16 protein-coding genes and 1 tRNA gene are annotated in these 14579 nt (G+C 70.0%); 7 read left to right on the forward strand and 10 right to left on the reverse strand.

The genetic code is table 11. From position 1 onward, the window contains the following. Positions 1–14 precede the first annotated feature (14 nt). Positions 15–1484, reverse strand: a complete 1470-nt coding sequence (locus QR64_RS21960) for an SDR family oxidoreductase (protein ID WP_006551546.1) — start codon at positions 1482–1484, stop codon at positions 15–17. 86 nt (positions 1485–1570) lie between these two features. Between QR64_RS21960 and QR64_RS21965 the strand changes: the two genes are divergently transcribed. Further along, the gene (locus QR64_RS21965; RefSeq protein ID WP_033096644.1) at positions 1571–1804 is read left to right on the forward strand and encodes a PLDc N-terminal domain-containing protein; all 234 of its coding nucleotides are present in this window, start codon (positions 1571–1573) and stop codon (positions 1802–1804) included. A gap of 63 nt (positions 1805–1867) precedes the next feature. On the opposite strand, the gene QR64_RS21970 is transcribed toward QR64_RS21965, so the two are convergent. Further along, positions 1868–1953: transfer RNA gene (locus QR64_RS21970), tRNA-Leu, on the reverse strand. A 133-nt stretch (positions 1954–2086) separates the two neighbouring features. On the opposite strand from QR64_RS21970, the gene QR64_RS21975 reads away from it, so the two are divergent. Further along, positions 2087–3439, forward strand: a complete 1353-nt coding sequence (locus QR64_RS21975) for a M20/M25/M40 family metallo-hydrolase (RefSeq protein WP_006551951.1) — start codon at positions 2087–2089, stop codon at positions 3437–3439. A 30-nt stretch (positions 3440–3469) separates the two neighbouring features. After that, positions 3470–4012, forward strand: coding sequence for a YbhB/YbcL family Raf kinase inhibitor-like protein (locus QR64_RS21980; RefSeq protein WP_006551954.1), 543 nt, complete (start codon positions 3470–3472; stop codon positions 4010–4012). A 46-nt stretch (positions 4013–4058) separates the two neighbouring features. On the opposite strand, the gene QR64_RS21985 is transcribed toward QR64_RS21980, so the two are convergent. The 8 genes from QR64_RS21985 to QR64_RS22020 all read right to left on the reverse strand — a co-directional run bounded on the left by QR64_RS21985 (position 4059) and on the right by QR64_RS22020 (position 11288). Next, a complete protein-coding gene (locus QR64_RS21985; RefSeq protein ID WP_006551955.1) occupies positions 4059–5129 on the reverse strand; it encodes a quinone-dependent dihydroorotate dehydrogenase in 1071 nt (356 codons plus the stop codon). Between the two features lie 46 nt (positions 5130–5175). Beyond that, positions 5176–5430 carry a DUF5703 family protein gene (locus tag QR64_RS21990; RefSeq protein WP_039587178.1) on the reverse strand — a complete coding sequence of 85 codons (255 nt, stop codon included), beginning with the start codon at positions 5428–5430 and terminating at the stop codon, positions 5176–5178. Continuing rightward, complete coding sequence (locus tag QR64_RS21995; RefSeq protein WP_039587180.1) at positions 5430–6452, reverse strand: lipoprotein; 1023 nt, start codon at positions 6450–6452, stop codon at positions 5430–5432. The genes QR64_RS21990 and QR64_RS21995 overlap by 1 nt, the downstream gene beginning before the upstream one ends. 139 nt (positions 6453–6591) lie before the next feature. Next, the gene (locus QR64_RS22000) at positions 6592–7464 is read right to left on the reverse strand and encodes a heme ABC transporter ATP-binding protein (protein WP_033096648.1); all 873 of its coding nucleotides are present in this window, start codon (positions 7462–7464) and stop codon (positions 6592–6594) included. Then, positions 7455–8552, reverse strand: coding sequence for a FecCD family ABC transporter permease (locus QR64_RS22005; protein ID WP_039587181.1), 1098 nt, complete (start codon positions 8550–8552; stop codon positions 7455–7457). Before QR64_RS22005 ends, QR64_RS22000 begins: the two co-directional genes overlap by 10 nt. A gap of 7 nt (positions 8553–8559) precedes the next feature. Beyond that, entirely contained in the window at positions 8560–9585 is a 1026-nt protein-coding gene (locus QR64_RS22010) for a hemin ABC transporter substrate-binding protein (RefSeq protein WP_039587182.1), read from the reverse strand. 3 nt (positions 9586–9588) lie between these two features. After that, entirely contained in the window at positions 9589–10254 is a 666-nt protein-coding gene (locus QR64_RS22015) for a heme oxygenase (biliverdin-producing) (RefSeq protein WP_039587184.1), read from the reverse strand. A 95-nt stretch (positions 10255–10349) separates the two neighbouring features. Beyond that, positions 10350–11288 (reverse strand): aldo/keto reductase, encoded by a 939-nt coding sequence (locus QR64_RS22020; RefSeq protein ID WP_006551962.1) that lies wholly within the window; start codon positions 11286–11288, stop codon positions 10350–10352. A gap of 211 nt (positions 11289–11499) precedes the next feature. Here QR64_RS22020 and QR64_RS22025 point away from each other — a divergent pair, with 211 nt between their 5' ends. From QR64_RS22025 to QR64_RS22040, 4 genes are read left to right on the forward strand one after another with little or no spacing between them, the layout of a single operon-like run. Further along, a complete protein-coding gene (locus QR64_RS22025; protein ID WP_170318513.1) occupies positions 11500–12345 on the forward strand; it encodes an undecaprenyl-diphosphate phosphatase in 846 nt (281 codons plus the stop codon). A 36-nt stretch (positions 12346–12381) separates the two neighbouring features. Next, positions 12382–13110: a histidine phosphatase family protein gene (locus QR64_RS22030; protein WP_039587189.1), complete on the forward strand. Its 729-nt coding sequence runs from the start codon at positions 12382–12384 to the stop codon at positions 13108–13110. Positions 13111–13155: 45 nt separating this feature from the next. Further along, positions 13156–13746, forward strand: a complete 591-nt coding sequence (locus tag QR64_RS22035; RefSeq protein WP_006551966.1) for a DUF3090 domain-containing protein — start codon at positions 13156–13158, stop codon at positions 13744–13746. A gap of 4 nt (positions 13747–13750) precedes the next feature. After that, on the forward strand, positions 13751–14557 hold the full coding sequence (locus QR64_RS22040; RefSeq protein ID WP_039587190.1) for an SCO1664 family protein: 807 nt from the start codon (positions 13751–13753) through the stop codon (positions 14555–14557). Positions 14558–14579: the final 22 nt, after the last annotated feature.

The raw sequence follows: 14579 nt of genomic DNA on the forward strand, positions 1-14579 counted from the left end.
TCACCGGGTCCGGATCACCAGGGTGCCGGGCGGAAGTCCTTGAGGAAGCATCCGTACAGGTCCGTGCCGGCCTCGCCCTGGACGATCGGGTCGTAGACACGGGCGGCACCGTCGACGAGATCGAGCGGGGCGTGGAATCCCTCCTCGGCCAGCCGCATCTTGGTGTGGTGCGGCCGTTCGTCGGTGATCCACCCGGTGTCGACGGCGGTCATGAGGATGCCGTCGGTGAGCATCTCCTCGGCGCTGGTGCGGGTGAGCATGTTCAGCGCGGCCTTGGCCATGTTGGTGTGCGGATGCCCGGCGCCCTTGTAGCGGCGACCCCCGAACTGCCCTTCCATCGCGGAGACGTTCACGACGTACTTGCGGCGGGCCGGGGACGCGGCGAGCGCCGGACGCAGACGGTTGACGAGGATGAACGGCGCCACCGAGTTGCACAGCTGCACCTCGAGCAGTTCCAGCGGCTCGACCTCGCCGACGGTCTGGACCCAGCTGTTGGTGTGCACGAGATCCGGCAGCAGGCCACCGGCGTCGACGGCGACGCCGGCCGCGACCCGCTCGGGTGTCGCCGATCCGGCCACCAGTGCCAGCGAGGTCAACGAGTGCGCCGACAACTCGGCCGGCAGCGACCCGGCCAGAGCAGCCGGATGGGCGTCCGAGGGCTTGCCGAAGGTCAGGACCTCGGGGCGCGGACCGGCGGGCAGCGGATCGGCCTCCGCCTCGGCCAGCGCCGAGTAGGCACCGGGGGAGCGGCGCACCGTCTGCGCGGCGTTGTTGATGAGGATGTCCAGCGGACCCTGCGCGGCCACATCGTCGGCGAGGGCGACCACCTGGGCGGGATCACGCAGGTCGATGCCGACGATGCGCAGCCGGTGCAGCCAGTCGCCGCTGTCCTCCATCGCGGTGAAGCGGCGGATCGCGTCGTTGGGGAACCGCGTGGTGACGGTGGTGTGCGCGCCGTCGCGCAGCAACCGCAATGCGATGTACATGCCGATCTTGGCGCGACCGCCGGTGAGCAGGGCGCGACGGCCCCGCAGATCGGTGCGCGCGTCGCGTTTTGCGTGGTTCTCCTCGGCGCACGTCGGGCACAACTGGTGATAGAAGGCGTCGACGCGGGTGTACTTGTCCTTGCAGATGTAGCAGTGCCGCGGACGCAGCAGCGTTCCCGCGCTTGCACCGCGAGTCGACGACGCCAGCGGGAGTCCGGCGGTCTCGTCGTCGATGCGGGTGGGGGAGGCGGTGGCGGTCGCGGACAGCACCTGACGGTCGGCGTCGACGCGCTGCTTGCGGGCCTCGTTGCGGCGCAGCCGCTTGAACTTCTTGAACATGTGCCCCACGGCCCGCTGCACGGCGATCGCGTCGGGATGTTCGGCGTCGAGACCCGCTGCCTGGTCGAGCACCCGCAGACAGGTGGCCAGATCGTCGGGGTCGATGCGGGTGAAGCCGTCGGTGGCGGGTTCGGCGGTGGTGTCGCTGTGGGGGTTCATCTGCCTTTTTCCGTGTGCTGCTGTATGCCCGATCGTATCGGGCAGGATGATCGTGTCCGAATTCCCGTGCAGGTACCGGAGGAACGATGAGCCCGAGCTCCCCCTTGTCCAAGAAGAAGTTCGCCGAACTGAGCCGCCCCCAGCAGGTGCTGGTGGTCCTGCTCGCGGTGGTGCAGTTGTCGCTCGCCGTCGCGGCCTGGGCCGATCTGGCGAGGCGACCGGCCGACAAGATCAACGGCAGCAAGCTGCGCTGGGCGCTGACCATCGCGGTGAACTTCTTCGGCCCGATCCGGTACTTCCGCAAGGGCCGCCGGGACTGAGCGGACCCCGGACGGACCGAAGGCCCCGAACCGATATCGGTTCGGGGCCTTCGGGTTTCGGAGTGTCCGAGGGGGGACTTGAACCCCCACGTCCGTTAATAGGACACTAGCACCTCAAGCTAGCGCGTCTGCCATTCCGCCACTCGGACCTGGTGCTCGCGCCCACTCGTCGTGGGCGCTGTGAAAGAGTAACCCACCACGCCCACGGTCCCAAATCGCCACCTCCACCTGCGGTGATCCGAACTGTCGAGATGGCGGACGGGCGGTGGTAGACATACGGCCATGGCCATTGACACGAGCGCCCACCAGCCGTCCCGGGCGGAGGAGGAGGTCGTCGACCTCGTCTCCCGCCTCATCCGGTTCGACACCTCGAACACCGGCGAACCCACCACTACCCGCGGCGAACGCGAATGCGCCGAGTGGGTCGCCTCCGTGCTCGAGGAGGTCGGCTACGAGACGACCTACGTCGAATCCGGAGCGCCGGGCCGCGGCAACGTCTTCGCGCGGCTGCCCGGCTCCGACCCGAGCCGCGGTGCCCTCATGCTCCACGGCCACCTCGACGTTGTGCCGGCCGAGGCCGCGGACTGGAGCGTGCACCCGTTCTCCGGGGCCGTCGAGAACGGTTACGTGTGGGGACGCGGCGCGGTCGACATGAAGGACATGGTCGGCATGATGATCGCCGTCGCCCGCTACTTCAAGGTCGAGAACATCGTGCCCCCGCGCGATCTGGTGTTCGCGTTCGTCGCCGACGAGGAGGCCGGAGGCAAGTTCGGTTCGCAGTGGCTGGTCGAGCACCGGCCCGAGCTGTTCGAGGGCGTGACCGAGGCCGTGGGGGAGGTCGGCGGGTTCTCCCTGACCGTGCCGCGTCCCGACGGCACCGAACGTCGCCTGTACATGGTCGAGACGGCCGAGAAGGGCATGCGCTGGATGCGCCTGACCGCCACGGGTGTCGCCGGGCACGGCTCCTTCCTGCACGAGGACAACGCCGTCACCGTCCTCTCCCGCGCGGTGGCCCGGCTCGGATCCCACACCTTCCCTCTGGTCGTCAACGATTCCGTGGCCGAGTTCCTCTCCGCCGTGAGCGAGGAGACCGGGCTGGACTTCGACCCGGCCTCGCCCGATCTCGAGGGGGCGCTCGCCAAGCTCGGGTCGATCGCCCGCATCGTGGGCGCGACCCTGCGCGACACCGCGAACCCCACGATGCTCGACGCCGGGTACAAGGCCAATGTCATCCCGCGCACCGCGCACGCCGTCGTCGACTGCCGTATCCTGCCGGGCCGGCTCGCCGAGTTCGAACGCACTGTCGACGAGCTGATCGGGCCCAATGTCACCAGAGAGTGGATCACCGGCCTCGAGCCGTACGAGACCACCTTCGACGGCGAGCTCGTCGACGCGATGAACGCCGCGATCCTCGCGCACGACCCGATCGGCCGGACGGTGCCGTACATGCTCTCGGCCGGTACCGACGCCAAGGCGTTCGCCAAGCTCGGCATCCGCTGCTTCGGTTTCGCGCCGCTGAAGTTGCCGCCCGATCTGGACTTCGCCGCGCTGTTCCACGGTGTCGACGAGCGTGTCCCCGTCGAGGCACTGCGCTTCGGCACCCGGGTCATGGAACACTTCCTCATGCACGCCTAGAACACATGAAACCGTCACGAAAGGACCGGAATGGCTTTCGATTACGACCCGTACAAGTTCCTGCCCGAGCTGCCCACCTTCGAGGTGACCAGCGCGGACTTCGCCGAGGGCGAGGAATGGAAACTCCCGCAGGCCAGCGGTGCGTTCGGAATCCCCGGGGGCGGCGACGTCTCCCCGCAGCTGTCCTGGTCGGGTTTCCCCGCCGAGACGAAGAGCTTCGTCGTCACGGTGTTCGATCCGGACGCCCCCACGGCGTCGGGTTTCTGGCACTGGGCCGTCGCGAACATCCCCACCTCGGTCACGGAGCTGCCGGCGGGTGCGGGTAGCGCCGACTCGGACGCTCTTCCGGAGCAGGCCGTCACGCTGCGCCACGACGGCGGAGCCCACGGGTTCATCGGTGCCGCTCCGCCGGCCGGCCACGGCCACCATCGCTACATCGTCGCGGTGCACGCACTCGACGTCGAGGCGCTCGAGGGTGTCACGCCCGAGTCGAGCCCGGCCTTCCTCGGCTTCAACGTCTTCGGGCACGCCATCGCCCGCGGTCTGCTGACCGGCACCTACGAGGTGCGCTGACAGGTCGTGACGGACGGGGCCCGGGTCGAATGCGACCCGGGCCCCNTCAGACCCGTGCGGTGGCGCCCACCGCGTCGGCGATGGAGCGGTAGCCGTGCGCGCGCAGCTTGCGGGCGATGCCGCGGTTGATGCGCCGCGCCCAGAACGGACCGCCGTAGATGAAGCCGGTGTAGCCCTGGACCAGCGACGCGCCGGCGAGGATGCGCTCGAACGCCTGCTCCGGGGTTTCGATGCCGCCCACCGAGATCAGGGTGAGTCGATCGCCGACCCGCACGCGCAGTCGGCGCAGCACCTCGAGGGAGCGCTCGGCGACCGGGGCGCCCGACAGGCCGCCCGCGCCGATCTCCTCGATGCGGCTCTGCGGGGTGTTCAACCCGTCGCGGCGGATGGTGGTGTTGGTGGCGACGATGCCGGCGAGCCCGAGTTCGAGTGCCAGGTCGGCCACCGCGTCGACGTCCTCGTCGGACAGGTCGGGGGCGATCTTCACGAGCACCGGCACGGTCACGGTGTCCAGCACCGCGGCGAGGATCGGGCGCAGCGACTCGACGGCCTGCAGATCCCGCAGGCCCGGGGTGTTGGGGGAGGAGACGTTGACGACCACGAAGTCGGCGAGCGGGCCGAGGAGTCGTGCGCTCTCGGTGTAGTCCTCGGCGGCCTGCTCGGCCGGCACGACCTTCGTCTTGCCGATGTTCGCGCCGATGGGGACGGTGCGGCGGCGTTGCCGGAGCCGATTGGCGGCCTCCCCGGCACCGTGGTTGTTGAATCCCATCCGGTTCACGATCGCCCGGTCCTCGGGGAGGCGGAACAGTCGCGGCTGCGGATTGCCCGGCTGTGCCTGGGCGGTGACGGTGCCGATCTCGGCGAACCCGAATCCGAGCGGACCCCACACGTCGACACCGGTCGCGTCCTTGTCGAAACCGGCCGCCAGGCCCACCGGCGTGGGGAACTGCACGCCGAAGACGGTGTTGCGGAGGATGGGGTCGTCGGTGACGAGCACCTTCGCCACCAGGGCGCGCAGCGGCCCGAAGCGAGTCGACCAGCGCATCGCGAGGAAGGCGAGGTGGTGGGCTCGTTCCGGCGGCAACAGGAACATGAGCCGAAGAAGATAGCGGTACACGAACTACTCCCTGCAAGCCCGGTCCACGACGGTCCGGGATCTGTTATCAAACAACGGTGGGTTCGGGGACGTGATGGGCGGTCTTGCGGCGGCGCAGCAGCACCCGCCGGCTCCCGTCCGGATACAGGCGCACCCGGGTGAGTTCCCAGCCGTGGAATTCGGCGGAGATCGCCAGACGCATCGACGCGCTCACCCGGGACACGTCCCGGGGCAGCTTGAGCGGCACGTATTCGTATTCGTCGTTGCTGGTGTCCCAACCGACAGGCATCCGGGTCAACCGGCCGAGTCGCTCGTTCGCCATCACTGTCCTTCGATCGGGATCCGTTGCAGTCCGTCACCGGTTGCCGACGCGATCACCAGTGCCGCATCGGCCGGATCGACGGCGATCGAATTCGGTTGCCGCACCGTTGCGAAGCGGTGGCGTTCTCGCGGGATCCCGGTCGAAAGATCGTAGCCCACGACCTCGTTGCTGCCGGTCAGAGTCACCCAGATCAGGTCCCGCGTCTCGTCGTAGGTCACAGCGTACGGGGCGGGCCCGACGGGATAACGCTGCCGCAGGACGATCGCGTCGAGGGTGTAGACGAGCAGTTCGTCGCCGGTGGTGTCGGTGATCACGACGCGTCCGAAGGGGTCGGTGGTCAGCTGCGTCGCACCTTCGCCGGCACGCAGCGCGGGCCCGAGATGGGCGTCGGCGAGGTCGAGCTCGGTGAGGGAGGTCTGCCGGCGGTCGAGCGCCGCGACGGCGTCACCGGTGACGGCGAGGGCGTCGACGGAGGCGAGGCCACCGACGGTGGTGGACACCTCGCCGGATTCGGGGTCGACGACGAGCACGCGGCCGTTGTCGGTGCCCACGGCCCAGCGGCCGTCGGACAGCACGGCCGCCGACGTGGCATTGCCGTCTACCGGGACCTCGGTGATGGTGCCGTCGGCGACGTCGATGCGCAGCACGGCCCCGGACACGGGGGTGAGCACACTGCCCTCGGGGCCGGTCACGACGGTGGCGGCGGACGACGGCAGGCCCACCAGGCGCGGTTCCGTCCCGGGACCGTCGAACGCCGTGTCGTCGAACAACGCGACCCGTGCTCCGTCGTCGACGAGCGCGGCGAAGGTACCCGTGGACGGTTCGACGACCAGCGCATCGACCTGCAGGTCGAGCGGACGGACGTCGCCGGCAGGGGACGGGCCGACCTCGGGGGCGGCCGCAGGAGTGGCGGGTTCGATGGTCTGCAGCACGTCCGGGGTGCTCTCCGACGAGCAGCCGGCCAGCACGACCATCGCGATCGCGCCCACCATCGTGACCGCTCGGATCCCCGCTCTGCCCATCGTTGCTCCTCGTCCTCGGATTCGATTCGCACCTGCCGGACGTGCTCCGGCGCCCGGCGCGCCGACCTTCAGTGTTCCTGATGCCGGTCGCGGGGAAGAAATCAGTGGGTCGTCCGACGGGCCGGATGTGATCTGCTGCTCAGGTCTGCGCCGAGGCGGACCGGTCGCGGTTCGGACGTCGCGGCAACACGAGCGGGGTGCCGGTCTCGGGGTGGCGGCCGATCGCCACGGGGTACTGGTAGACGCGGCCGAGGAGCTCTTCGGTGAGGACGTCGCCGGGTGCGCCGTCGGCGACGATGCGTCCCTGTTCGAGCACGCAGACGCGGTCGGCGTAGGCGGCGGCCAGCCCGAGATCGTGCAGCACGACGACCACGGCGTGCCCGTCGTCGGCGCGGGCCCGCACGACCTGCATGACCGCCTCCTGGTGGCCGAGGTCCAGTGCCGCGGTGGGTTCGTCGAGCAGCAGTGTCTCGGTGTCCTGGGCCAGCACCCGTGCGAGCGCCACCCGGGCGCGTTCACCGCCGGACAGCGCGGGGAACGGCCGGTCGGCCAGATGGGCGACGTCGCAGGTCCCGAACGCCTCGGCGACGATGCGGTCGTCGTCGTCCTGTCTGGGGGTGCGCGCCCACGCGGCCCGTCCCATCCGTACGACCTGCCGGGCGGTGAACGGGAAACCGACGGTGTGCTGCTGCGGTAGCACGGCGCGGCGGCGCGCCAGGGCGATCGACGACCACCGCTCGAGGGCACGGCCCTCGACCTCGACGGTGCCGCCGCTGATCGGATGGTCGCCGGACAACGCCGCGAGCAGGGTGGACTTGCCCGCCCCGTTGGGGCCGACGAGCGCGACGACCTCACCGGTGCGCACTTCGAAGTCGACGCCGTGCAGGATCTCCCGCTCTCCGCGCCGCAGTCGCACAGCCACCGCGCGCATCGTCGCGGTGCCCGGTGCCGAGCGGGCCGGGACGGCCGCGTCCGGGGTTCCGAGGGAGCGGGGAAGCAGCCTCATGCCCATCCACCTTGCTTCGCGCGGGTGCGGCGCAGCATCAGGAAGAAGACCGGGCCACCGATGAGGGCGGTGATCATGCCGAGCGGCAGGTCGGCGTTCTCGACCAGCGTGCGCGCCCCCAGGTCGGCGGCGAGCAGGACGACCGCGCCGGCGAGCACACTCGCCACGACAAGCACCCGGTGGGCGGGGCCGAGAGCCAGGCGCATCAGGTGCGGAACGACCAGGCCGACGAACATGATGATGCCGGTGAAGGCGGTGGCGCCGCTGACCAGCACGGCGACCGCCAGGATCGACAATTGCCGCACGCGTTCGACGTCCACACCCAGATGCCGGGCGACGCTCTCGCCGAGCGCCAGCAGGTCGAGTTTCGGGGCGAGCAGGACCGCGACGAGCACACCGGCCAGGGTCAGCGGCGCGACCACCGCGACGATGTCCCAGGTGGCTCCGCCGAGACTGCCGAGCTGCCAGAACACGATCTGGTCGCGGGCGGCGGGACTGGCGACGAAGGTGAAGAACGCGATGAGCCCGCCGGCGACGGCGTTGACGGCGACGCCGGTGAGGATCACCGTGACGACTTCCGTGCGTCCGTTCGATCGGGACAGCGCGTAGACCAGCACGGTGGTGATCAGACCGGAGACGAGTGCGGCGCCGGCCAGCGCCCAGCCGGTGGTGAATGCGCCGCCGAGCACGATCACCGCGGACGCGCCGACGGCGGCGCCGGAGGACACACCGATCACGCCGGGTTCGGCGAGGGGATTGGCGAAGATGCCCTGCAACAGCGCCCCGGAACTGCCGAGGGCGGCACCGACGAGCATCGCGAGCACCACGCGCGGGAAGCGCACCTCCCACAAGGTCACTTCCCCGGCGGGATGCGCGGGCATCGGGCCGAGGTCCAACCCGATGCGGTGCAGCAGACTGCCGACCACCTCGGCCGGGCTCGTGGGCACCTGTCCGAGGCACGCCGACGCGACGGCCAGGGCGAGCAGGGCAACGACGAGACCGACGAGGACGACGGTGGTGCGTCCCCGTCCGGCCTTCCGCAGTGCCCGCTCGGGAAGGCCGGTGGCCTCGGTGATTTCTCCGCTCACGGACATCCGGTGATCACGACCGGTCCGACGGGTAGAACGCCTCCACCAGAGCGGCCAGGACCTTGCCGGTCTGCGGACCGAAGCTGAGGAGGGTCGAATCGTCCATGTCCACGATGGTGCCCGTCTTCCCGGCCGGGGTCTGCGCGACCCCCGGGAGTTGTGAGAGCCCCTCCGGCCCGCCCACCGAGTCGAGGCTGTGCGTCATCACCAGGATGATGTCGGGCGCCGAGGCGATCATCGCCTCACTGGTGATGGGCACGAACTGCGAGTCCAGGCCGGCGAGGATGCCGGCGTCGCGACCACCGGCGGCCGCGACGAGCGCATCGGCCCCCGATCCGGGGCCGCCGAGCATCTTGATCGCCGAACCGCGCAGATAGAGGAATGCGACGGTGGGTTCGGGATGATCGGCGGGAATCGAGTCCTTCGCCGCGGCGATCTCGTCGAGCGTCCGCTGCGCGAGCGCGGCGCCGGCCTCGGGCGCACCGAGCGCGGCCGCGACCGCCTCGATGTCGTCGGCGACGGTGTCGAGGGAGCGTTCAGGGTCGACGAACACCACCGGCACGCCGGTCGCGCGGATCTGTTCCTGCACCGCCAGCGGACCGATGGAGGTGTCGGTGAGCACGACGGTCGGGTTCAACGCGAGGATCGCCTCGGCGTTGAGACCGTGCCCGCCGGGGGTGACGTTGGGGACGTCCTGGATCGCGGGGAAGGACGCGGTGGAGCGGCCGACGAGCTTGTCGCCGAGTCCGAGGGCGTACACGGTCTGCGCCAGGGTGCCGGAGCGGTCGGCCACCACGATCCGCGAGATGTCGGTGATCGTGGTCTCGACCCCGTCCACGCCGCGCACCGTGGCCGGCAGTGCGGGTGCCGGTTCGGTGGTGATCGGCTCGGGTTCGGCATCGACGACGGCGGTGCGCGGACCGGTCGCGACGTCGGTGACGGTCGTGCCGTCGGTGGTGGGGGCGCTGCATGCGGCGACGAGGAGGACACCCAGCACTGCGATCAGCGCGACCGGGAGGCGGAGGAGGGAACGGAACATCGGTCAGGCACGCACCCGATACCGGTCGATATCGCGCGCGAGGTCGGCGAACAGGCCACCGTTGAGCCCGTACACGAGGTTCGCCTCGTCGATGACGGTCTGTTGCTGGTCGCCGTCGAGCGGTGCGGCGTCGAGCTTCGCGCGGTAGGCGTCCTTGAACGGCTTGGTCTTCGGGATCCCGTCGAAGATGTAGAAGCGCAACCCGTCGCGCTCGTAGCCGTAGGCGCGTTCGAGCATGCGGCGGATGATCTGGCCGCCGGACAGGTCGCCGAGATAGCGCAGATAGTGATGCGCGAGGAAGGCTTCCGGGGACACCGCCGCGACCTGCACGAGCCGGTCGACGTAGGCGACCGTTGCGGGCAGCGGCGTGATGCGGTCGCGCCAGTCGGAGCCGACGAGGAAGTCGAGGTCGGCTTCGAGCGCGGCGGTGCGGAGCAGTTCGTCGCTGAGGAAGGGACCGGCGATCGGGTCGTCGGCGTAGCTGCGGCCGATCCGCTCGAGGCTGTCGTAGACGAACCAGGTCTGCGCGATGAGCGCGGCGTGGGCCTCGGTCGACAGCTTGCCGCCGAGCAGTTCCGAGACGAACACCGAGTTCTCGGTGTCACTGTGCGCCTGCTGGGTCTCGAGCCGGATCCGTTCGGCGAATCCGACGACTTCGGTCGTGGCCATCGACCGACCTCCCCTCACATTGCCTGTACCGAATGTACTCGGCAGGCTAGCCTAACCTTCCGGATAAGGGCAGGGTGCGGGCGGTGTCGCGGAGATCACGCGCTCACGTCGTCGAGCGCCGCGGCGATCGCCGGCGGCAACGCCAACTCCTCGGCGACCAGCACTCCGGTCAGTTGCGCGAGATCCCGGGCACCCACGAGCGTCGAGGCCACGTGCGGCCGGTCGCGCACCCACGCCAGCGCGACGGCCAGCGGGGAGGTGCCCAGCCCGTCGGCGGCCGTGGCGACCGCGTCGACCACGCGCACCGCGGATTCGGTGAGATAACGGCGCACTTCCTCGGTGTGCACGTCGTCGGCGCCGCGCGAATCCGCCGGCACCCCCGACCGGTACTTACCGGTGAGCACACCGCCGGCGAGCGGCACGGCCGCGAACACACCCACGCCGTGGTGGGCCGCGGCGGGGATCAACTCGTCCTCGACGCCGCGGGCGAGCAGGGAGTACTCGACCTGCGTGCTGATCAGCGGCGCCGGGCGCCGGGCCGCGGCCGCGGCGGTCGCGAGCTGCCAGCCGAGATAGCCGCGCACCCCGACGTATCGCACGCGCCCGCTGGTGACGGCGAACTCGAGGGCGTCCATCACCTCGTCGACGGGGGTGTGCGGATCCCACGTCGCAACCTGCCACACGTCGAGGTGGTCGGTGCCGAGTTCACGCAGGGTCGCGTCGAGCTGGTTGAGCAGGCCCGAGCGGGAGCAGTCCACGCGGCCGGAACCGAGTGTGGTGGTGTCGATGCCGGAGCTGCCCGACAGCACCAGCTGGTCGCGGGGCACCACGTCGTCGAGCAGCTCGGCGAGGATCCGTTGCGCGACCCCGTCCCCGTAGGCGGGGGAGGTGTCGACGAGCGTGCCGCCCACATCGACGAAGGCCGACAACTGGGCTGCGGCCTCGTCGCCGTCCGTTCCACGACCCCACGTCAAGGTGCCCAGGCCGAGCCGTGAAACCCGCAGGCCGCTCGCACCGACTGTCCTGTATTCCATAACCGTCCGCGTTTCCTCCCGACACGACGGGACGTCGCCGCGCTCGGCCACGACCCTGGTACTGCACCCTAATGCGCAACAGGCGCGCGGCAGCGTCCGGCGCGCCGACCGGTCGGGTTCCACGTACCCTTCGCCGAGTGAGAACTGCTCCCTGCATCCGCGACCACCGATCCGTCCCCACCGCAGCCTTCGTGCCGGGGGTCGCCGCATGATCGGCGAATCGATGACCTGGCTGCAGACGATCGTCCTCGGCATCGTGCAGGGCCTCACGGAGTTCCTGCCGATCTCCTCGTCCGGCCACCTGCGGATCGTCTCGGAGATCTTCTTCGGAGAGGACGCCGGCGCGTCCTTCACGGCAGTCACCCAGTTGGGCACCGAGGCCGCCGTTCTGGTGTTCTTCGCCGGGGACATCTGGCGGATCCTGCGGGCCTGGTTCCGCGGCCTGTTCCACAAGGAGCACCGCTCCGACCACGATTACAAGATGGGCTGGTACGTCATCCTCGGCACCATCCCGATCGGCATCCTCGGCGTGCTGTTCAAGGACGACATCCGCACCGTCGCCCGCAATCTGTGGCTCGTCGCCACCATGCTCATCGTGTTCTCGATCGTCATCGCAGCTGCCGAGTACTTCGGCAAACAGCGGCGCGACGTGAGTCAGCTCACCCTCAAGGACGGGCTGATCATGGGTTCGGCGCAGGCGCTGGCCCTGATCCCCGGCGTGTCCCGCTCCGGCGGCACCATCTCCGCCGGTCTGTTCCTCGGGCTCACCCGCGAGGCCGCCGCCCGATACTCGTTCCTGCTCGCCATCCCCGCCGTCGTCGCCTCCGGTCTGTTCAGCCTGCCGGACGCCTTCGAACCGGCCGGGGAGGGGCTCAATGCCTCGGGGGCGCAGCTGCTCGTCGCGACCGTGATCGCCTTCGTGGTCGGCTACGCTGCGATCGCCTGGTTGCTGCGCTTCGTCGTCAACCACTCGATGTACTGGTTCGTCGGCTACCGCGTGATCCTCGGCGTGATCGTGCTCGGACTGCTCGCCACCGGCGTGGTCTCCGCCACCTGAGAGGCTGCCGACAGGCGGTACCTCTAGGCTGGGCGCATGACGGTCATCCTGCTGCGGCACGGACGGTCGACGGCGAACACCTCGCACGTGTTGGCCGGTCGTTCCCTCGGTGTCGAACTCGACGAGGTCGGCCACGTCCAGGCGAAGAATCTCGTCACCCGGTTGGCCGGGCTCGAGATCACCGAGATCGTGCGGTCGCCGCTGCTGCGGTGCCGGCAGACAGTGCAGCCGCTGGCGACCGATCGTGGACTCGAACCGGTCGTCGATGAGCGACTCGCTGAGGTCGACTACGGGCAGTGGACCGGACGCGAACTGAAGGAACTGGTCAAGGAACCGCAGTGGGCGGTCGTGCAGCAGCACGCCTCCGCAGCGGTCTTCCCGGACGGTGAAGGGCTCGCGCAGGTGCAGTCCCGCGCGGTCGCTGCGATCCGCGAACACGACCGGCGTCTGCGCGAGGCGCACGGCAAGGACGTCGTGTGGATCGCGTGCAGCCACGGCGACGTCATCAAGTCGATCCTCGCCGACGCGCTCGCGACGCATCTCGACAGCTTCCAGCGGATCGTCGCCGAGCCGGCGTCGCTCAGCGTCGTCCGCTACACCGACACCCGGCCGTTCGTGCTGCGCGTGAACGACACCGGTTCGGACCTGTCCGGGCTTGCCGGGCCGTCCGAACCCAAGTCCGTGCCCGGCGGCGAAGTGCCCGGCGCGGTCGAGGAACCCGGCGACCCACCGCGGGGGCACCGACAGGAGACGGCACGCGGATAATGGCAGTGTCCGTCATGGCAGAGTGTGGGGACTCGAGGAGGTGTGATGGCCCGCGCGATACACGTGTTTCGAACACCTGATCGGTTCATCGCCGGCACTGTCGGTGAACCGGGCGACCGGGTGTTCTACCTGCAGGCCGTGCACGAGTCCCGTGTAGTGAGCGTGCTTCTGGAGAAGCAGCAGGTGCAGATCCTGGCCGACCGGATGGGGCTGTTGCTCGAAGAGGTACAGCGCCGCTTCGGCACCGTGATCCCCGACGACCCCGAGGTCGACGTCAGCCCGTTGGTGACACCGATCGAGGCCGAGTTCCGGGTCGGCACCATGGGTCTGGGCTGGGACGCCGACGCCGGATCGGTGGTGGTGGAGCTGCTCGCGGTCACCGACACCGAACTCGACGAGTCCGTGGTGCTCGACGACACCGAGGAAGGTCCCGACGCGGTGCGGGTATTCCTCACACCGGTGCAGGCCCGCGAATTCGCGGCCCGCTCCGAACTCGTCGTCTCGGCCGGGCGCGCGCCCTGCCCGCTGTGCGGCGAACCGATCGGCGCCGACGGACACATCTGCGTCCGCACCAACGGTTACCTGCGTACCCCCGGATTCGATCCGGCCGCGTGGTTCGGCGAGGAAGAAAGCTGACCGCGTGACGGCGCCGGACGTGCGGAGTGTGCTGACCGACGGCGACCTCGACGTCGTCGGGCAGATCGCACACGCAAGCAACGCGACCCTCGTGTGCGACGCGCAGCTCGGCGACACCGAGGTGCGGTGCGTCTACAAACCCGTCCGCGGGGAGCGGCCGTTGTGGGACTTCCCCGACGGCACCCTCGCCGGACGCGAGGTCGCCTCGTACCTGATCTCCGAGGCGCTCGGCTGGGACGTCATCCCGCTCACCGTGCTGCGCGACGGCCCGTACGGTCCCGGCATGGTGCAGCGCTGGATCGACACGGTCGACTCCGCGCAGGGCGGAACGGAACGCCTGGATTTGGTGGACCTGTGCCCGGCCGGTGCGGTCGCGCAGGGGTGGCTGCCGATCCTGCGTGCCCGCGATCTGGACGGCGCCGAGGTGGTGCTCGTCCACGCCGACGATCCGCGCCTGCAGCGCATGGCGGTGCTCGATGTCGTCCTCAACAACGCCGACCGCAAGGGAGGCCACGTCCTCGAAGGTCTCGACGGACACGTCTACGGCGTCGATCACGGCATCTGCCTGCACCAGGACGACAAGCTGCGCACCGTGCTGTGCGGGTGGAGCGGCGACCCGGTCGACCCGGTTCTCCTCGCCGACCTCGACAAGCTGCTGCGGCGGTTCGACGGCGGCTTCGCCGAGGAGCTGTGCGAGCACATCACCGCCATCGAGGTGCGCGCCCTGCAACGCAGGATCTCCCGCTTGCTCGAGCGTCCCGTGATGCCGCATCCGCGCGGAGACCGGCGCATTCCCTGGCCCGCCTTCTGAGGCCGCGGCCGTTCGCCTGCGG

Source organism: Rhodococcus sp. Chr-9 (assembly GCF_000801125.1).
In the GTDB taxonomy this organism is placed as follows: Bacteria; Actinomycetota; Actinomycetes; order Mycobacteriales; family Mycobacteriaceae; genus Rhodococcus; species Rhodococcus pyridinivorans.